The 19128-nt window shown below is 43.6% G+C and carries 15 protein-coding genes; 3 read left to right on the top strand and 12 right to left on the bottom strand.

The features are described from left to right. Positions 1-108: 108 nt before the first annotated feature. Genes ACXAC4_RS23330 through ACXAC4_RS23340 form a run of 3 tightly spaced genes read right to left on the bottom strand, consistent with a single transcriptional unit; the run spans position 109 to position 4517 of the window. Positions 109-2532: an ABC transporter permease gene (locus ACXAC4_RS23330; protein WP_475166112.1), complete on the bottom strand. Its 2424-nt coding sequence runs from the start codon at positions 2530-2532 to the stop codon at positions 109-111. Next, the gene (locus ACXAC4_RS23335) at positions 2525-3214 is read right to left on the bottom strand and encodes an ABC transporter ATP-binding protein (protein ID WP_421963915.1); all 690 of its coding nucleotides are present in this window, start codon (positions 3212-3214) and stop codon (positions 2525-2527) included. Before ACXAC4_RS23335 ends, ACXAC4_RS23330 begins: the two co-directional genes overlap by 8 nt. Positions 3215-3269: 55 nt before the next feature. Continuing rightward, on the bottom strand, positions 3270-4517 hold the full coding sequence (locus tag ACXAC4_RS23340; RefSeq protein WP_475166115.1) for an efflux RND transporter periplasmic adaptor subunit: 1248 nt from the start codon (positions 4515-4517) through the stop codon (positions 3270-3272). Positions 4518-4694: 177 nt separating this feature from the next. On the opposite strand from ACXAC4_RS23340, the gene ACXAC4_RS23345 reads away from it, so the two are divergent. Together ACXAC4_RS23345 and ACXAC4_RS23350 are read left to right on the top strand one after the other, a co-directional pair. After that, complete coding sequence (locus tag ACXAC4_RS23345) at positions 4695-6065, top strand: sigma-54-dependent transcriptional regulator (RefSeq protein WP_475166117.1); 1371 nt, start codon at positions 4695-4697, stop codon at positions 6063-6065. After that, complete coding sequence (locus tag ACXAC4_RS23350) at positions 6058-7359, top strand: sensor histidine kinase (RefSeq protein ID WP_475166119.1); 1302 nt, start codon at positions 6058-6060, stop codon at positions 7357-7359. The genes ACXAC4_RS23345 and ACXAC4_RS23350 overlap by 8 nt, the downstream gene beginning before the upstream one ends. A gap of 61 nt (positions 7360-7420) precedes the next feature. On the opposite strand, the gene ACXAC4_RS23355 is transcribed toward ACXAC4_RS23350, so the two are convergent. Further along, positions 7421-8479 carry a Kelch repeat-containing protein gene (locus ACXAC4_RS23355; protein ID WP_475166120.1) on the bottom strand — a complete coding sequence of 353 codons (1059 nt, stop codon included), beginning with the start codon at positions 8477-8479 and terminating at the stop codon, positions 7421-7423. A gap of 387 nt (positions 8480-8866) precedes the next feature. Here ACXAC4_RS23355 and ACXAC4_RS23360 point away from each other — a divergent pair, with 387 nt between their 5' ends. After that, on the top strand, positions 8867-9184 hold the full coding sequence (locus ACXAC4_RS23360) for a DUF952 domain-containing protein (protein WP_475166122.1): 318 nt from the start codon (positions 8867-8869) through the stop codon (positions 9182-9184). Positions 9185-9241: 57 nt separating this feature from the next. On the opposite strand, the gene ACXAC4_RS23365 is transcribed toward ACXAC4_RS23360, so the two are convergent. The 8 genes from ACXAC4_RS23365 to ACXAC4_RS23400 all read right to left on the bottom strand — a co-directional run bounded on the left by ACXAC4_RS23365 (position 9242) and on the right by ACXAC4_RS23400 (position 18801). Then, a complete protein-coding gene (locus ACXAC4_RS23365) occupies positions 9242-10363 on the bottom strand; it encodes an FAD-dependent monooxygenase (protein ID WP_475166124.1) in 1122 nt (373 codons plus the stop codon). Between the two features lie 153 nt (positions 10364-10516). Beyond that, complete coding sequence (locus tag ACXAC4_RS23370) at positions 10517-10981, bottom strand: nuclear transport factor 2 family protein (protein ID WP_475166126.1); 465 nt, start codon at positions 10979-10981, stop codon at positions 10517-10519. A 321-nt stretch (positions 10982-11302) separates the two neighbouring features. Beyond that, positions 11303-11896 carry a LysE family translocator gene (locus ACXAC4_RS23375; RefSeq protein ID WP_475166128.1) on the bottom strand — a complete coding sequence of 198 codons (594 nt, stop codon included), beginning with the start codon at positions 11894-11896 and terminating at the stop codon, positions 11303-11305. Positions 11897-12026: 130 nt separating this feature from the next. Continuing rightward, positions 12027-13199: a 2-methylaconitate cis-trans isomerase PrpF gene (gene prpF, locus ACXAC4_RS23380; protein WP_475166135.1), complete on the bottom strand. Its 1173-nt coding sequence runs from the start codon at positions 13197-13199 to the stop codon at positions 12027-12029. Between the two features lie 47 nt (positions 13200-13246). Then, positions 13247-15838: a Fe/S-dependent 2-methylisocitrate dehydratase AcnD gene (gene acnD, locus ACXAC4_RS23385; protein WP_475166141.1), complete on the bottom strand. Its 2592-nt coding sequence runs from the start codon at positions 15836-15838 to the stop codon at positions 13247-13249. A 157-nt stretch (positions 15839-15995) separates the two neighbouring features. Next, positions 15996-17117: a bifunctional 2-methylcitrate synthase/citrate synthase gene (prpC, locus tag ACXAC4_RS23390; protein WP_475166147.1), complete on the bottom strand. Its 1122-nt coding sequence runs from the start codon at positions 17115-17117 to the stop codon at positions 15996-15998. 87 nt (positions 17118-17204) lie between these two features. After that, the gene (gene prpB, locus ACXAC4_RS23395; RefSeq protein ID WP_475167721.1) at positions 17205-18083 is read right to left on the bottom strand and encodes a methylisocitrate lyase; all 879 of its coding nucleotides are present in this window, start codon (positions 18081-18083) and stop codon (positions 17205-17207) included. 58 nt (positions 18084-18141) lie between these two features. Then, complete coding sequence (locus tag ACXAC4_RS23400) at positions 18142-18801, bottom strand: GntR family transcriptional regulator (RefSeq protein ID WP_475166152.1); 660 nt, start codon at positions 18799-18801, stop codon at positions 18142-18144. Positions 18802-19128: the final 327 nt, after the last annotated feature.

Consider the following 19128-nt stretch of genomic DNA (forward strand, 5'->3'; position numbering starts at 1 on the left):
GTAGTGCAAAAGCAAAATGGCTTCTGGAGAGAAGCCATTTTTTTGCTGAAACTTAATGCCAATTATCACTGTCTGGGTTTATCAAAGAGAAATATATCTTGATATACCCTATTCATATCGTAATGCTGTAATTGGTCGCTCTTTTGCTGCAATAGCTGATAGAGAGCCAACCGTTACCCACGCAATCACAAAGGCCAAAGTCGTTGCAACAGCAAATGGCAGTATTGATAAATCAATACGATACACAAAGCTATTTAACCACTCTTGCATAATGAAGTAAGCAGCAGGCCAAGCAATGATGTTGGCAATCAACACCTGCTTTGAGAACTCTTTATTTATCAAGATAACAATGTCTAACACCGATGCGCCTAGCACCTTACGAATACCAATTTCTTTGGTACGGCGTTGTGTGGTGAAGGATGCAAGGCCAAATAATCCCAAGCATGCAATGAAAATAGCCAGTAAAGAGAACAGGTTGAATACAATGAATTCTCTGTCTTCTTGCTGATACATCTGGTTGAATCTATCGTCTAAGTAATCCAATGCGATCGGCTGCTCAGGTACAAATTTACTCCATGTTTGCTCAATGTAGTCGCGTACTTGTGCGGTGTCGCCTGTGTATTTAATCGACATGTTGTAACCATTGTTATGGTTAAGCAAATGATAGGTTGGTGCCACTTCCGTTTTTAATGACGAGAAATAATAGTCTTCTGTTACTCCTACAATGGTCGCTGTGCCTTCAGAGGTACGAGTGAATAATACTTTAAACTGCTTGCCTACTGCTTCTTCAGGGGTATAACCCAATGTTTTAGCGGCTACGCTATTAATGACAACACTAAACTCTGGGTTTGGGTTTTCTTCTGAAGGTCGAGAAATCGCATCTGCAGTGAAATCACGGCTGAACCCTCGGCCACTCAGTAGCTTAATATTGTAAGACGAAAAATAGTCTTCATCGACTGCCAGCACAGGCATAAGCTGCATCTCTTTCGTTGCAGGGTGAATTAAGCCCATAGCATCTGTTAGAGAGCCAGTTGGGAAGCGCGATGTTTTGGTGACGCTGCTAATATTCGGGTTCGCCAATAATTGCGTTTTAATGGCATCGCGCTGTGGGCTGGCTTCGGTGGTATATAAGCCGCGCAGTACAAAGGTATTCGACTTATCATAACCTAGGTCGATGTTACGCGCATAACTTAACTGTAAGCTTGCAACCACGGTCGCCACAATCAAGATGATAGCCACACTGAATTGAAATACCACTAGGCCTTTGCGCAGCAACGCGCCGGCTTTACCTTGGGTCACTTCACCTTTCAGTACTTTAGCAGGTTTAAAGGCGCTTAAATAAAACGCAGGATATGCACCTGAGATCAACCCGACAAATAAACCCAACGATAACAAGATAGCCAATGTGCCTAAATCGAAGTAGTTAAATGCCAGCTCTTTGCCAATAAAATCAGCGAAGATAGGCAAGGTCGCCTCAACCAGTGCAATGGCGATGAATAAAGCAATGTAGCAAAGCATAATAGCTTCAACCATAAACTGAGTAACTAAGCTGTGCTTCTTTGCGCCTAGGGTTTTACGTACCCCAACTTCTTTTGCGCGTTTAGTTGCCGTTGCGGTAGACAGGTTCATAAAGTTCACACACGCAATTAGTAAGATAAGCGCGGCAATAATACTGAATGAATAGACGATATTAATGTCGCCATTTTCTTTCATTTCACCATAGAAGTTAGAGTTGAGATAAATATCAGTGATGTTAATCAGCGTATAATTCAGTGCATCACTCACCCCTTCGCCAACATGGTTTTCTAAGAAATCAGGAAAGCCAGCTTCAAGGGCTTTGATATCTGTATTCGGCGCAAGCTGAAAATAAGTCAGATAGTTAAAGCTTGGGTTTTGATCCCAATTTGGGTTTTGTAAAAACTCAGGGGCAGTACCCATACTAATTAGCGCTGAAATATCTAAGTGAGTACGCGTTGGTAAGTCTTTAATTACTCCTGTGACTTTTAAACTAATGCGATTAGCCAACATTAGGGTTTCGCCCATCACATGAGTGCTTGAGAAGTAACGCTGTGCCGCAGATTCTGTCAGCACCACAGAATTTGGAGCAGCAAGGGCTGTTTGGGCATCGCCTTGTAACATTTCTACAGAGAAAAACTCAATCGCATTGGCATCGGCTAGATTAATGCCATCATCACTAAAATGTGTATTGCCAAACCCTAAAGTGGCACCGACTTCACGTAGTCGCGTTGCTTCTTGGATCTCATCAAAGTTTGCCGAAAAACGTTCAGCGTTATATACCGAGCCTTGTGCAAAGTGCTGCGCAGGCGAGCCTGGCACCGTCATCTTTAATGACGTACGGTAAATGTTTTCGTGGCCTTTAATGTGTTTATCGTAACCTAACTCAGACTCAACAAAGATTGCCATGCTGATACAGATGGCCAAGCCAATGGCTAAGCCAAGAATATTAATACCTGAGTAAAGTTTTTGTTTTAACAGATTGCGATAGGCAATGATCAAATAGTTATTAAGCACAACGCACCTCCTGCATATTTTGTGACACAATATGACCGTCTAATACATTGATCACGCGATGTGCGTAATTGGCATGGTGATCTGAGTGGGTAACCATCACAATGGTTACCCCTTCACGATTTAATTGCGCAAGTAACTTCATGACCTCTTCACCGTTTTTAGAGTCCAAGTTACCTGTTGGCTCATCGGCCAGTAGCATTTTTGGCTCTGCGACAATGGCACGGCCAACTGCGACCCTTTGCTGCTGACCACCTGAAAGTTGCTGCGGGTAATGATCTTTGCGGTGCGCAATGTCGACCTTTTCTAAAATTGCCAATACGCGCTGCTCACGCTCTTTTTTCGCTATGCCTTGGTAAACCAATGGCAGTTCAACATTTTCAAAAACAGTTAATTCATCAATTAAGTTAAAGCTTTGGAAGATAAAGCCAATGTTGTCTTTGCGAATGTCGGCCAGCTTATTTTCGGTGAAGCCACTGATGTCTTTGCCATCAAAAATGTATTCACCTTGATCAATGTGATCGAGCATGCCGACAATATTCAGTAACGTCGATTTACCCGAGCCAGACTGACCCATAATGGCTACAAACTCACCACGCTCTACATGCAGCGAGACGCTATCAAGTGCATGTGTTTCGACTGATTCTGTGCGGAATATTTTGCTAATGTTAGTTAAGTTGATCATCTGTTTAGTCCTAATTCTTTTTAATTTTTAAATCTTTCTAATTGGTGACGCACGTTCACTGCGTCAGCTTTAAAGTCTGCATGTCGATAAAAGTGCTATAGCTTGAGGTAATGACTCTGTCGCCCTCGTTTAATCCCTCTAACACTTCAATGAATTTGTTATTGCGCTGGCCTAAACGAACTTGTTTACGAACTGCAACATCACTACCTTGCTCGATTACAAACACCCACTTACCAGCTGTGTCGAGGAAGAAGCCGCCATTTGGGATCATCTTGGCTGGTTTTGCATCGGCAAGTAGCAATTCCATTTGTAACGTTTGGCCGCGACGAATACGCTCAGGCAAGGCATCGTTAAAAGTTAAATCGACTTCAAAACGGCCATTGCTTACCTCGGCATACACTTTTGCCAGTGTCAGTGTGTAATCTTGACCTTGGTGGGTGATTTTTGCGGTTTGACCTGCAAATACACGGCCCAAATAAAACTCATCTATTAACGCACTGACCTTGTACTCACCGACAATATCAACTTGACCTAAACGTGAACCACGCGACTTCGATTCACCCAGCTCAGCATTGAATGCGGTTAGCTGGCCGTCAATCGGTGCTTTGATCACTAGGTTTTCAAGGTTTTTACGGGCAAAGCTTAAGTTCTTATTAAGCTGTGCAACACTGTCTTCAAGCTGGGCAATTTGGGCGGTACGGATAAGCTCATCTTGCTCTTGTTGTTCAATTACCAATGTACGACGGTCTTTTAAATATTGTGTGCGGTCAATCACAGCTTTTAATTCGTCTTGCGATACTAAGTTGTTCGCCACTAGCTTTTTATGCTGGGCCAGTTTGCGCTCGCTTTGTTTGATCTCGAAATCCAGCTCTAATAAGTTACGCTTTAGATTTAAACGGTTTTGATCGATGGCTAAACGGGTATTGTGTAGGTTATTTAACTGCTCAGAAATTTGCGCCTCACGAGAGATAACATCAAGCTGCAAACCTGTGTTACTCAAAGCTAAAATTTTATCGCCCTTTTTAACCATGGCGCCCTCTTCTACAAAGCGCTGCTCTACACGGCCACCCTCAATGGCGTCTAAATACACTGATTTACCCGGGGTAATATTGCCGCGCAGTGGGATCATGTCAGTGAATTCACCACGAGTGACTGTACTGACCTTAATTTTGTCCATTTCTAGGTTGTAACGACTGCCGCTGCTGTTTGCCGTATTGCTTATCAAGAAGTACGCGATGGCGATTGCTGGCGCTGCCAACCACCATGCTTTAAATGTGCGCTTTTTGCTGATCACTTTATCCATTTCTAACATCCTAATCGTTTAGATTTGTTAGATATAAGACAATTACTGTGCCAAAAACAGAAATCAATATAAAACAACAGGTTACACTTTTAAGTGCGATTTAACGCAGATAAAAGTGTAAAACTTTAAAACACTTGGTGTACGATATCGTACACTTTGAAAGTAAGGAAATGCGCCATGGCTGTAATTGATAAGTCGATTTTGGTGGTTGATGACAACGCCGAGATCTTAATTGCCACTAAGATGTTATTAAAACAACACTACAAACGTGTTGTCACGCTAGATAACCCGCACAACATCAGTGACGCCATGGAGAAAGAGTCTTTTTCTCTTATCTTACTCGATATGAATTTCACCCGGGAATCAACCTCAGGGGCTGAAGGCTTTTACTGGTTAAAACAAATCAAAGCCATCGACGAAGACGCCGTTGTGGTGCTATTTACCGCTTTTGGCGATATGTCGATGGCGGTGGATGCCATCAAACAAGGTGCCAGTGATTTTGTGCTTAAACCTTGGCAAAACGAAAAACTACTGGCAACCGTGGCGAACTGTATCGACTTAAGCGCACAGCGCCAAAAAAGCAAAAAGCTGAACCAAATCGCGGCGCTGTCTTTGGCAGATCAAAATCGTCCATTTGAGAACCTCATTGCGAAAAGCCCTGCCATGGAGCAAGTGTTCACAACCCTCGAAAAAGCAGCAAAAACCGATGCCAATGTACTGATTTTAGGTGAAAGTGGCACAGGTAAAGAAGTTATCGCCCGAGAGTTTCATAAACAATCATTGCGTGCCAACGACACCTTTTTATCGGTTGATATGGGCACCATTGCCAGCTCGTTATTTGAAAGTGAGCTATTTGGTCATGCCAAAGGCGCGTTCACCGATGCCAAAGAAAACAAACAAGGTCGCTTTGAACTGGCCGACACCGGCACCTTATTTTTAGATGAAATTGGGAACATTCCACTCGAATTACAAGGCAAGCTGTTAACTGCTATTCAAAACCGTGTGATCACCCCAGTTGGCGGCAGCAAAGAAATCTCGGTCGATATTCGTTTGATCACCGCGACCAACATGAATTTATACGACATGGTCCGTGAAGGCTCGTTCAGACAAGACTTGTTGTATCGCATCAATACCGTCGAGATCACACTACCCGCACTGCGCGATAGACCACAAGATATTCCGTTACTGATAGAGTTTTATGCTGACCTTTACTGCAAAAAATACAAACTAGGCCATAAAACGGTCAGCGATAAAACCATGGCGCAGTTACTTGCCTATGATTGGCCGGGCAATATTCGTGAATTACAGCATTTAGTAGAACGTTCAGTGATCTTGTCAGACGGTGAGCAACTGCAATTTCAGCTCATGCCCAATCAAGAAACGCAAAGCGCTGCCGCACAGTTCGACACCTATAACCTTGCTGACATTGAGCAAATGACCATAGAGCGTGCTATTGCTGACTTTAAAGGTAACATCAGCCATGCAGCTAAAGCACTTGGGATCACCCGTGCGTCGTTATATCGCAAAATGGAGAAGTACGGTGTTTAATAAAAACAGCGCAGCGGTGTTGAGTTACTTTATCTCGGCAGTCGGTTTTGCCTGTATTGGGCTCTATGGTGTTGCATTCAGCCATGCCACTTTGCTCAGCATTTTGGCTTTACTTGGCTCAGCTCTATTTGCAGCCCTAACACTCAAACTTTTTGCCAAACAGCAACAGCAGTTCAACGAAGTCATCAACGCACTGAAATATCAAGACAGTAGTTTTCGCCTCAGTGAAACCCACACCTTAGGTGCTAAAGAGCAGCAGATCTGCAATGACCTGATCAAAAAAGTACAAGCCGATAAATTCAAGCAAGCCGAACAAGTCGCTATTTTTGAAACCATGCTACAACACATTGATGCGGGGGTTATCCTCATCAAAAATCAGCAAGACGTAGTGGTGTGTAACAATACCGCTAAGCGAAGCCTAGACATTCGAACGTTTAACGATGCGAAAGAACTCCTAAGCGCAAAACCCATTCTTGAACAAACCAAGCAAGGTGCCAGTGTCGAAGACGACATGCTGTTTAAATATTTCGCCTTTAATTACCATAACAATCGCTACGAGCTTTGGCTGTTTACTGCCATTTCAGAGCAAATAGAAAGTACGCAAATGGATTCGTGGCAAAAGCTTATTCGTGTATTAATTCACGAAATTGGTAACTCTGTCGCCCCAATTTATTCACTCTCGAACACCTTAGTGACCATCACTGAGCAGCAACTTGCAAACCAAATAGATAACCAAGACTTAGTCGACGACTACTTACAAAGTCTAAACGCCATTGGTATTCGCAGCCAATCCTTACTTGGGTTTATTGAAGACTATCGTAAGCTCACGCATATTCCTCATTTAGAGCTAAAGCCAATTTTAGTGCAAAACCTGTTTGATGATTTACAACCACTAGTGAAACCACAATTTGATGAGGCTAATATCGCTTTAACGATATCGATTGAGCCCGAAAACTTAACTGTCTCAGGCGATAAAAAGATGCTTGAGCAAGTGCTGGTTAACTTAATCACCAATGCGCTAGATGCCTTAAAGTTAAGTCAAAAAAATGAGAAAGCAGTGAATATCACTGCGAGTATTAACCGCTATGGAAAATGTGAAATCACCATACAAGATAACGGCGATGGCATCGAACAGAGTGCACTAGAGAAGATTTTCGTGCCTTTCTTTACCACTAAACCTAAAGGCTCAGGCATAGGCTTAGCGCTTAGTCAGCAAATTATTCATCGCCATAAAGGGCGTATAAAAGTTGCCTCGGAAGTAGGCGAAGGGGCAAGCTTTACATTGGTTTTATAATAGCTTCTAAGCAGAAGCTGAGTGAAAAGCGTTAGAAGGCGCTAACGCTTTTTTCTTTTAATCAGTTTTGTGTTGGCTGATAAATCAAAGTACTTGATAAGGTTTCTTGCGGACCAATTTTAGCAGCTCCACCGAGTACATATACTTCTCCGTTTAGGCTCACTTTACCGTGGCCATGACGCGGGGTAGGTAAGGGTTCAAGCTCCTGCCATTCGTCAATGTTAGGGTCATACAAAAAGACCGAGTTAAACACTTTGCCGTCTTGCCAATTGCCCGAGTTGGAAAAAGCTTCGCCGCCAGAGACGATTATTTTGCCATCAATCACGGCAGCAGCGAGGCCTGCTGCGGCAATTGGTAAAGGAGCGCGAGTTTGCCAAGTTTCGGTTTGGGTGTCGTATACTTCAACAGTGTTTAAGTTCTGTCGGTTTTCACCGCCAGTTCGGCCCCCAATCACATAAATATTATTGCCAATTACCGCGCCAGCCGCTGAGGCCCGCGCAGTCGGTGCTGGCTTGGCCTTACGCCAGTATGCGTTATTCACCAACACATAGTGGGCGTTGGTGTCGATGTTTTGCGCCTCGCCTCGTTTTCGCGTTTTCCCACCAATCACATGAATGCTTTTACCGACGCTTGCATATACAGATTCAGCCAAAGGAATAGGTAAAGAAGACGCACTCATCCAGCGACTCTTTCTGCTGTCTAAGCGATATACTGACCGCTGGGGTTGCCACGCATCTTCTTTAGGGCCGGAGAAACCACCGATGGCATATACATAATGAATATTGCTCGTCATGCCCAAATGATGCCGAGACTCAGGCAAATCGGGCGCTTTTTCCCAAAACTGTTCTGCAGGGTTTAAAATAAAGATCTTTCTTGTTGGCCCTAGGCCATAGAAACTCTCTGACTTTGATGGTACGAAGCCACCCCCAACGAATATGCGATCTAAAAACACCGCTGGGTAAATCTCTTGTATGGCGACAGGAAGATCAGGGGCAGGTTGCCAAATTTGCTCCATATCAGTCGGCTCTGTAGTATCGACAGTTTTCTCTTCAGCCACAGAATAGAGACTAATCAAGCTCAAAAAAGCCAAAGTAATCATTCCAGCAGATAATTGTTGCATGTACATTCCTTAAAAAATGTTCTTTCAATTATACCATTCAGGGGTGTATCTAGATCAGTAACATAGCCGTCATATTTGGAGAAGATAAATGCGCCTAATCGTTGATTACTAAAGATTAGTTAAAGCTAGGTGATTTTGACAACTCAGTCTGCATAATTACAAATGAATGACTGGTTTATTCATTCAGCTCAAAACATCATAACCGAGTTTCAATATCGAATTAGAACACTGTAAAACCCCTTTACAGTTCCCCTGCCCTTGAAGAAACGGTTAAACAAGTGAAAGCTAAAAGTACTCGATAAATAACTGCAATCTGTAAAAGTTTTTAATTAACGCTTTTGAGGCACTTCTTTATAATACTCAAAATAAGATTTGTTGGACTCTATTATGAAAAGTGCCATTTATTTAATTTTACCTAGAGCACAGGTTACAGATGTACTCGCTCAGCCTTTTTATATCACCCCTTCAATTGAGTCTGAGGGGTTTATTCACGCGTGTAGTGAATTACAAATCGACTATGTAGTTGCTCGATTTTATAAAGACAAAGGGCCGCTTGCTCTTTTAAAAGTTGACCCTGATTTGATCACTGCTGAGGTGAAATATGAAGGTGCCACAAACAACCCTGAATTGGGGCTATTTCCACATGTTTATGGCCCGCTGAATACCAGTGCAGTTGTTGAAGTCAGTGATTTAAAATACCATTAAAGCAAATAAAAAACGCGGTTTGACTTTAACCGCGTTTTTCAAAATTAATCTATGGCTTTAATCAAGTTCATTTAGCAGCTTTCGCCAACCCACAACATTAGCTGGGCCTTTCAATCGAATAATACTATTGCGAATAAATCGACCAATTGGTGAGCGTCCTAACCCTGCTAACTTAATAATTTTATTAGACTCAGATACCGTCCAAGAGATCCGCTCAGCTCTTGCTGTTTTATAGGCCTCTAGCGCTTCATCTACTTGCTTATTACTCAAGTTATCTGCAAGACAGTTTATATCTTCTAAAGACATGCCAGCGCCTTGCTGCAGACTAGGCGGGCAACCATGCAGCGCATCTCCAACTAAAACCACACGATCAAATACTGATTCTGTTTGCCCTACACTCTTAAGTTGCCCAAGCACTATATGCTGTTGTTCGGTTAAGTCTTTTACGCATTGCGCAACAGGGGCATCATACTCTGAGAAAATATCTTGTAGTGCTTTGTCACTCGATAATGCAGCATACTGACCTTGCTCATCCATAATTTGACCATAGCAATACACCTCACTGTCACTGATTGGGTAAATCATAAATGCAGAGTCATTTCCCACATAGTAAGTCGGCTGTATATTGGCTTTAGGCTTTTTAGTAATAAAACGCCAGTTAGTGACTTGATGAGTCAGCAGTGATGCATTTGGTTGAACCATACCTCTTGTGGCTGAGTTAATACCATCAGCCGCAACGACGAGATCATATGTTTTACAAGCGCCGGTATTGAAAGTCACCGACACTTCATTATTTTCTTGGCTGAGTGCTGTTGGCCAAGTGTTTAACTGCACATCAGCCGCCATACCATCTCTTAAAATAGACATCAGCGCATCGCGCTTTAAAGCGACAAAAGGTGCTTTATTTAAAGGCGCTTCATGTAGTGAAGCAGAGGCTAAGGTCTTGCCCGATGACAGTGCGTATTCGATTTGATCAACTTGAAAAGCAAGCTGTTTAACCTGCTCGGCCAAATCTAATTGCTTTAGCGCAAGCATGGCATTGGCAGGTAAACAAATCGCGGCGCCTTCAGAAGCCAACTCTGATGACTTTTCAATAATATCAATCTCATGACCGAGTGGCTTTAAGCGACGATACAGAGCACACCCTGCAATACCCGCTCCAACAACTAATATGCGCATTAGATTATTCTTATAACAAGTAAATTTAAGCGCAATATAGCATTAGATTAGCCTTAAAAGTCATCTTATCTGTTAAGTTTTAGGTCTTTACTTAAAGCGTTAGATGCAAAAAACTTCTCAATAAACAATCAAGTGCTACTGTCATCAAAGTGCTCATGTTCTTGGTTTAGATACGAAGGTCTTATTTACGATTTTCCATGCATCATTAAATTTATAAAGCACCAGATAATCTATGTAATGGGTTTTTGATGTTTCAAAATTCAACTTAACCATGGCCATTTGCTCGTCAACAACATCAATTGAAAGGATATGGGCTTGCCAGTGATCTTTAGTCGGCTGCTTAAATATCTTGGCAAAGTCCCCCAACTTTTGACTGCGAATACTTTGCTTGCCAGTTTCTTTATCTGTCACGATAGACTTTATATGACCATTTTCTAGCTCAAAAGCTTGTGCTATTAAGCCTTCGTCTGACTCTGCAATGCCTTTAAAGTAACTGTTTACCGTTTTAACAATATTGTTATGCTCAGCATTAAAGGTAGCTTTTGCATTACTAGCGCCAGAGAAAGACACTACGGCTGCAAACGCAATGACTTGTAGACTAGATTTTAAATTCAACATAGGTGTTCCTTGAAAGTTCTGCTCTTATACCAGTCCGCTTAACTAAGTAGTCTATTTTGAGGCAAGAAAACCTTGTTGGTAGCACCGCTCACGCGTCCTGCTATCGCTGAGGTACCTACATCCATGTAGGCAAGGCAAATATTTCGTTATTTAGTTGTTCTAAATGAGAAATCTTTAACGCAGCTATCATCAGGTTTAATCCCTCAAAATGATTAAGTGTTATTGCGGATTGGTATTAGCCTCTCTCACCCTGCTTACTATGTAAACGACTAATAAGTAACAATTTGTGTGTTTCTTTCAACAAAAGCTTGGTGTGAAAACTTAAAGAAAATAAGACGCGCCAATGCTCGCTAATAACAGCAATGCAAACGCAATCCTCAACCATTTTGCTTGTTCGGGTTTTGCAAAAAAGGGTCTGAGTTTACTGCCGATTGCCATCCATAGTCCATCAACGATAACTGCAACAACAAAGCTCACCGTAGCAGTTAACATGGCACTGTAAAAAGGTGAACTTGCTGGGATCATAAAGTTAGCGAAAATGGCTAAAAACGCGGCATAAGCTTTGGGGTTGATTAAATTTAATATAAAACCATCTTTGAAGCTTGGCGCTGCGCCGGCTCTTTGCTCTATACCGCTGGTATTACTCGCAATCTTGTACGCCACATAAATTAAGTAAGCGGTTGCGATACCTTGGCAGATGAGTTTGACCGTTGGGAATTGTTCAAACAAACTGCCTAACCCCAATGCAACTAAGCTAATTGCCACCAGCAAGCCGAGTAGAATACCAGCAAGAAACCCTAATCCTTGCTTAAAACCAAAACTGGCACCCACACCTGCTAGGGCAAGTGGTGCTGGCCCAGGTGAGCCTAATAAAAGTGCGGTAGTGAGTGCCAAGGTGGTGATTGCTTCTATCATTTATTCCTAATCCCTTTACTTTGAAAATATAAATACGGAGTGATTCAGCCATTAAAAAAGGCCCTCTCGGGCCTTGGGAGTATCACAACTCATGAACAATTTGCTTAAATTAACTTGAGTAGGTTTTTAATTAATTCTGCGGTACGCGTACCGAGCCCTCCATTAGCACTCGCGCGCTTCGGCTCATGACTGCTTTTTCAGCCAACCATTTACCATCTACAAGTTTTGCAGCTGCACCGACTTTTAATGTGCCCGATGGATGACCAAAGGTCACGCTTTCGCGCTCAGTGCCACCAGCAGCCAAATTCACTATGGTGCCAGGAATTGCAGCAGCGGTCGCAATTGCAACAGCCGCTGTGCCCATCATGGCGTGGTGAAGCTTGCCCATAGAAAGTGCGCGGACACACACATCGATATCCGACTCTGCAATCGCTTTACCACTTGAGGCAGTGTAAGCCTGAGCTGGTGCGGCAAATGCGATTTTCGGCGTATGCTGACGCACTTTTGCTTCTTCAATATCTTTGATCAAGCCCATTTTCACCGCACCATGGGCACGAATGGTTTCAAAGCGCTCAAGCACGGCAGCATCGCTGTTAATGACTTCTTGTAACTCTGTGCCTGTATAACCTAAATCTTCTGCATTGAAAAATAGAGTTGGAATACCTGCGTTGATCATGGTCACAGGGAAAGTGCCAATACCCGGTACTTCAAGACTGTCAATCAAGTTACCTGATGGGAACATATCACCTTCGCCGTCAGCTGGGTCCATAAATTCGACCACCACTTCGGCAGCAGGGAAAGTCACACCATCTAACTCAAAATCACCGGTTTCTTGCACTTCACCATTGGTCATAGGAATATGCGCGATGATGGTTTTTTTGATGTTTGCTTGCCAAATGCGTACAACCGCAATGCCGTTTTCAGGCACACGTTCAGCGTCAACTAGGCCGTTGCTGATTGCAAATGCGCCTACCGCAGCAGTTAAGTTGCCGCAATTTCCGCTCCAATCGATAAAAGGCTTATCAATTGCTACCTGACCAAATAGGTAATCTACATCGTGATCAGGCACATCACTTTTTGCCAGAATCACAGTTTTACTGGTGCTTGACGTTGCACCGCCCATACCATCGGTGTGTTTTGCGTATGGATCAGGACTACCAATCACGCGCAGCAATAAATTGTCACGAGCCTCGCCTGCAACTTGTGCTGCAGCGGGTAAATCAGCAAGGTTAAAAAAGACCCCCTTACTGGTGCCGCCACGCATATAAGTTGCTGGTACTTTAATTTGTGGTTTGAAAGCCATTTAAAAATCCTTCAAAAGCGAATGAGAAAGCCTCATTCGCTTATTTATTAATTATTAGCTTCTAAAAAGTCTTGTGCGAATCTTTGAAGAACACCGCCTGCCGCGTAAATTGATACTTCTTCTGCTGTATCAAGACGACATAGCATAGGTACTTCTACACGCTCGCCATTTTGGCGATGAACCAATAAAGTTAATGTTGCACCCGGGCTTGGTTCACCAATAACGTCATAGGTTTCAGTACCGTCAAGACCCAGTGTTTTACGGGTTGTACCGGCTGCGAATTGCAGAGGTAATACACCCATACCAATTAAGTTTGTACGGTGAATACGCTCAAAACCTTCTGCTGCAATCACTTCAACACCGGCTAAACGCACACCTTTGGCTGCCCAGTCACGTGACGAGCCCTGACCATAGTCCGCACCTGCCACAATGATCAATGGCTGTTTGCGTTGCATGTAGGTTTCGATGGCTTCCCACATGCGCGTTACTTTGCCTTCTGGCTCAATACGCGCCAGTGAGCCTTGTTTTACTTCGCCGTTTTCGTCTAACACCATTTCGTTAAACAGTTTCGGGTTAGCAAAAGTGGCACGCTGCGCCGTTAAATGGTCGCCGCGGTGTGTTGCGTATGAGTTAAAATCTTCTTCTGGCAGACCCATTTTCGCCAAGTATTCACCGGCAGCACTACTTGCTAAAATCGCATTTGAAGGTGATAGGTGGTCGGTGGTGATGTTGTCACCTAGTACAGCAAGTGGACGCATGCCTTTCATGGTGCGCTCAGCGGCTAATGCACCTTCCCAATATGGTGGACGGCGAATGTAGGTACTCATTTCACGCCAGTCATAAAGCGGGTCATTCTTCTCACCATAATCGACGTTTAAGTCAAACATTGGCTCGTATACTTGGCGAAATTGCTCTGGCTTCACGCTTTTTGCGATAACTGCGTCGATCTCTTCATCCGTTGGCCACAAGTCTTTTAAGGTAACAGTGTTACCGTCTTGGTCATGACCAAGGACATCTTTTTCGATGTCAAAACGAATGGTTCCGGCAATCGCGTATGCCACAACCAATGGTGGAGACGCTAAGAAAGCTTGCTTTGCATAAGGGTGAATACGACCATCAAAGTTACGGTTACCTGACAGTACCGCTGTAGAATATAAGTCGCGGTCGATGATCTCTTGTTGTATTTTCGGGTCTAAGGCACCACTCATACCGTTACATGTTGTACATGCAAATGCCACAACACCAAAACCAAGTTGCTCTAATTCTGGTAATAACTCTGCATCTTCAAGATACATTTTTACTGTTTTTGAGCCAGGTGCCAGAGATGACTTAACCCAAGGCTTGCGAGTTAACCCTTTCGCGTTGGCATTACGTGCGAGTAGACCAGCGGCAATTACGTTGCGCGGGTTAGAGGTATTAGTACAGCTGGTGATTGCTGCGATGATCACCGCACCATCTGGCATTTTGCCTTCTTCGTTTTCAACAGTACCCGCAATACCCGCTTCAGCTAAATCGGCTGTCGAAACACGGCGATGCGGATTAGAAGGGCCTGCGATATTGCGACCAACCGTTGATAAATCAAAAGTTAAAACGCGCTCGTATTCTGCTGTTTCTAAACTGTCGGCCCAAAGGCCTGTTTCTTTTGCGTAGTTTTCAACAAGCTGAACTTGCTCGTCGTCACGACCTGTAATTTTTAAATAATCGATGGTGTGCTGGTCGATGTAGAACATCGCCGCCGTCGCACCATATTCTGGCGTCATGTTTGAGATGGTTGCACGGTCACCAAGCGTTAAGCTCTCTGCACCTTCACCATAAAACTCTAAGTAAGCGCCGACTACTTTTTCAGCTCTTAAAAATTCCGTGATTGCTAATACAATATCAGTTGCAGTGATACCCGGTTGAGCTTTACCTGTTAGTTCAACACCGACAATATCTGGTAGACGCATATAAGAAGCACGGCCTAACATGACGCTTTCAGCTTCAAGACCACCTACACCTACTGCGATTACACCAAGTGCATCAACATGTGGTGTGTGACTATCTGTACCAACCAATGTGTCAGGGAATGCAACGCCATCTCGCGCATGGATAACCGGCGACATTTTTTCTAGGTTGATTTGGTGCATGATGCCGTTACCCGGCTGGATAACGTCAACGTTTTTAAATGCAGTTTTTGTCCAGTTGATAAAATGGAAGCGGTCGTCGTTACGACGGTCTTCAATGGCACGGTTTTTCTCGAATGCATCTTTTTCAAAACCAGCGTGCTCAACCGCTAGTGAGTGGTCGACGATAAGTTGAGTCGGAACCACTGGATTTACTTTAGACGGATCGCCGCCTTTAGCAGCTATCGCATCACGTAAGCCAGCAAGGTCAACAAGGGCGGTTTGGCCCAAGATATCGTGGCACACAACACGTGCTGGGAACCAAGGGAAATCTAAGTCGCGTTTGCGGTCAATTAGTTGTGACAAACTTGCGTCTAGCTTTTCAGGCTCGCAACGACGAACTAGGTTTTCTGCAAGTACACGCGATGTGTAAGGGAGTGTGGCATACGCGCCCGGTTTAATGGCATCAACAGCTTCACGCGTATCGTAATAAGCGAGCTGAGAGTTGGGTAAGATCTTACGGTATTTGGTATTCATAACTTTCTGACTTCTTTATCCCATCGTCTTTCAAATTACATAGGTTTTAGCTGCCTAGGTGAAATATGAAATCCATAGGGTAAAACTCAAGCTCTAGGCTTAAGTTTGAGTGACGGTAGCGAGTGACAAAGTCGGCCTTTGTCACTCAAACTTTAAATTAACGCTCTGAAATTGGCGTTACAGGACGTAGCTCTTCACCTGTATATTCCGCTGAAGGGCGAATAATACGGTTGTCAGCACGTTGTTCCATCACGTGTGCAGCCCAGCCCGTTAGACGAGACATTACGAAGATAGGCGTGAATAGCTTAGTCGGAATACCCATGAAGTTATAAGCTGATGCATGGAAGAAGTCAGCGTTACAGAAAAGCTTCTTCTCGCGCCACATTACCTCTTCACAACGTACTGATACAGGGTAAAGTACGTCGTCACCTACATCTGCCGCTAGCTTTTCAGACCAGCCTTTGATGATTTCGTTACGAGGATCTGATTCTGAATAAATCGCGTGACCGAAGCCCATGATTTTTTCTTTACGCTCAAGTTTACCCATCATTTCAGCTTCTGCATGATCTGGTGAAGTAAAGCCTTCGATCAGTTCCATCGCTGCTTCGTTAGCACCACCGTGTAGTGGACCACGAAGTGAACCAATCGCACCCGTTACACATGAGTGCATGTCAGAAAGCGTTGATGCACAAACGCGCGCTGTGAACGTTGATGCATTAAACTCATGCTCTGCATATAGAATTAAAGACACATGCATCACTTGCTCATGTAATTCTTTGGCTTTTTCGCCGTGCAACATTGTCAGGAAGTGACCACCGATTGAATCATCTTCTGTTTCAACGTCAACACGCACGCCATCATGGCTAAAGCGGTACCAATAACAAATGATACTTGGGAAAACCGCTAGCATGCGATCTGTTACTTGGTCTTGCTCATCAAATGTCGCTTCACCTTCAAGGTTACCTAACATTGAACAACCCGTACGTAACACATCCATTGGGTGTGCGTCTGCTGGAATACGCTCTAGTACATCTTTAAGGGCTTGTGGCAGACCGCGCATCGCACGTAGTTTGTCTTTATATGCGTCTAGCTCTGCTTGCGTTGGTAGGTGACCTTTTAAGATAAGGTACGCCACTTCTTCAAACTGACACTTTTCAGCTAAGTCTTTTACGTCGTAACCACGGTAAGTTAGGCCAGAACCTGATTTACCTACTGTTGATAATGCTGTTTTACCCGCTACTTGTCCGCGTAGGCCTGCACCGCTTAGTACTTTTGCCATGATGTTGTCTCCTGAATTATTTTTACCTGCTGGGTATTGATATGTGCTGAGTGCAGGTTCATTGCCTGCACTTCAAAATTACTGCTTTTATTTATTTTTGCCTTCGGCGAACAACGCATCAAGCTTCTGCTCGTAGTCGTGATAGCCAAGGTAATCATAAAGATCCATACGAGTTTGCATGGTATCGATGACAGCTTTTTGATCGCCGTTTTGTAAAATGCTTTGATAAACCAGTTCAGCAGCCTTGTTCATTGCACGGAAAGCACTTAATGGGTAAAGCACCATATCTACGCCCCACTCTCCAAGTTCTTCTTTGTTCCAAAGCTCTGTTTTACCAAATTCTGTGATGTTCGCTAAAATTGGCACATCTAGCGCCTCGCTAAATGCACGGTAGTGTTCTTCAGTTTGTACGGCTTCTGCAAAAATGCCATCCGCACCCGCGGCAACATAAGCTTTTGCACGCTCAATCGCGGCTTCTAGGCCTTCTTGTGCGAATGAATCTGTACGCGCCATGATGAAGAAATCAGGATCAGTACGCGCATCGACTGCCGCTTTAATACGGTCAACCATTTCTTCGGTTGATACGATCTCTTTATTTGGACGGTGACCACAGCGTTTTTGTGCAACTTGGTCTTCCATATGCACGGCTGCTGCACCGGCTTTTTCCATATCACATACTGTTTTTGCGATATTGAATGCACCACCCCAGCCTGTGTCGATATCAACCATCAGAGGTAAGTCACATGCAGATGTAATACGTTGTACGTCAGCAATGACGTCGTTTAGAGAAGTCATACCTAAATCAGGAAGACCATAAGAGGCATTTGCAACACCACCACCTGACAAATAAATTGCTTGGTGGCCGATTTTCTTCGCCATCATTGCGCTGTAGGCATTAATGGTGCCCACGATCTGCAGTGGCTGATTGGCTTTTAATGCATCGCGGAATTTTTTACCCGCACTGATATATCCTGTTGTCATCTTGATGATCTCTCTGGTTATCCTGAAAATGAGTGTAAGAAGCTCACTGGCTAAGCTTGGCTTCGATATTATTTTTTGAATACATAATGTGTCGGCGCATCAGCATTTCGGCCAACTCAGGGTCGCGATTGGTGATGGCTTGAACAATATGTTTATGCTCGTCAAAAGCGGTACTCACACGGGGACCTGCCATGCCTAACTGCACACGGTACATACGCACCAAGTGATATAGGCCATTGACCAACATATTAATTAAATGATTATTTTTGCTGCCGAGAATAATACGGTAATGAAAATCTAAATCGCCCGCTTCTTGATAATAACGCTCTGTGGTTTTGATATTTTCTGATTGGCTATTTAGGAGCATTTTCAGCTCAGCCACTTCGTTATCAGACATATTAGTTGCAGCAAGACGCGCCGCCATGCCTTCTAGTGACTCACGTACTTGGTAAAGTTCAACTAACCCCTCAGGGCTTAATGCCACCACACGTGCCCCCACATTTGGCTTGCGCTCAACCAAGTTACAGCTTTCTAAACGGTTAATTGCTTCTCGAACAACAGCACGGCTTACTTCATATTTTGTCGACAACTCAGTTTCACTGAGTTTTGCTGATGCTGGGATTTCACCCTCCACAATCTCTTTTCTTAAGCGAAAAAACGCTTTATCTGAGGCTGTTACAGCATTTTCTTGAAAAATCGACATAGTAAATCTTAAAAGCCGTGTTTAATAAGTTGTAGACAATATAGTAGTGGTTGACGTGAACGTCAACCTTGAAACGACAAGATTGTCGACAATATTTGGGTATAGTGTTTATAAGTTTGGTGAATATTGGGGTGTGGGGTGTATAGACTAGGTTATAGATGAAGAGTTTTTTGTTGGGGTGTATCTTTATAACCAGAGTTACTTTCTAGTGATATATGGAGATAAATTAGGTTAGGTGTTGTTTTACATCCATGTAGCTTGAAAATGCCTCAGCACTTTTTAAACTTGATTAATTCACCTTGCGCAAACAGCGCGAACTTCGTTCAC

The sequence above is a fragment of the Pseudoalteromonas sp. AWM4_233 genome (assembly GCF_056158285.1).

Bases quoted from the DNA above. Each gene is read 5' to 3' on its own strand.
- ACXAC4_RS23360 (WP_475166122.1), top strand. From the start codon at position 8,867: ATGAAAAGTGCCATTTATTTAATTTTACCTAGAGCACAGGTTACAGAT.
- ACXAC4_RS23335 (WP_421963915.1), bottom strand. From the start codon at position 3,214: ATGATCAACTTAACTAACATTAGCAAAATATTCCGCACAGAATCAGTC.
- prpF (WP_475166135.1), bottom strand. From the start codon at position 13,199: ATGGCTTTCAAACCACAAATTAAAGTACCAGCAACTTATATGCGTGGC.
- ACXAC4_RS23400 (WP_475166152.1), bottom strand. From the start codon at position 18,801: ATGTCGATTTTTCAAGAAAATGCTGTAACAGCCTCAGATAAAGCGTTT.
- ACXAC4_RS23375 (WP_475166128.1), bottom strand. From the start codon at position 11,896: ATGATAGAAGCAATCACCACCTTGGCACTCACTACCGCACTTTTATTA.
- acnD (WP_475166141.1), bottom strand. From the start codon at position 15,838: ATGAATACCAAATACCGTAAGATCTTACCCAACTCTCAGCTCGCTTAT.
- ACXAC4_RS23345 (WP_475166117.1), top strand. From the start codon at position 4,695: ATGGCTGTAATTGATAAGTCGATTTTGGTGGTTGATGACAACGCCGAG.
- ACXAC4_RS23365 (WP_475166124.1), bottom strand. From the start codon at position 10,363: ATGCGCATATTAGTTGTTGGAGCGGGTATTGCAGGGTGTGCTCTGTAT.
- ACXAC4_RS23340 (WP_475166115.1), bottom strand. From the start codon at position 4,517: ATGGATAAAGTGATCAGCAAAAAGCGCACATTTAAAGCATGGTGGTTG.
- prpC (WP_475166147.1), bottom strand. From the start codon at position 17,117: ATGGCAAAAGTACTAAGCGGTGCAGGCCTACGCGGACAAGTAGCGGGT.
- ACXAC4_RS23355 (WP_475166120.1), bottom strand. From the start codon at position 8,479: ATGCAACAATTATCTGCTGGAATGATTACTTTGGCTTTTTTGAGCTTG.
- ACXAC4_RS23370 (WP_475166126.1), bottom strand. From the start codon at position 10,981: ATGTTGAATTTAAAATCTAGTCTACAAGTCATTGCGTTTGCAGCCGTA.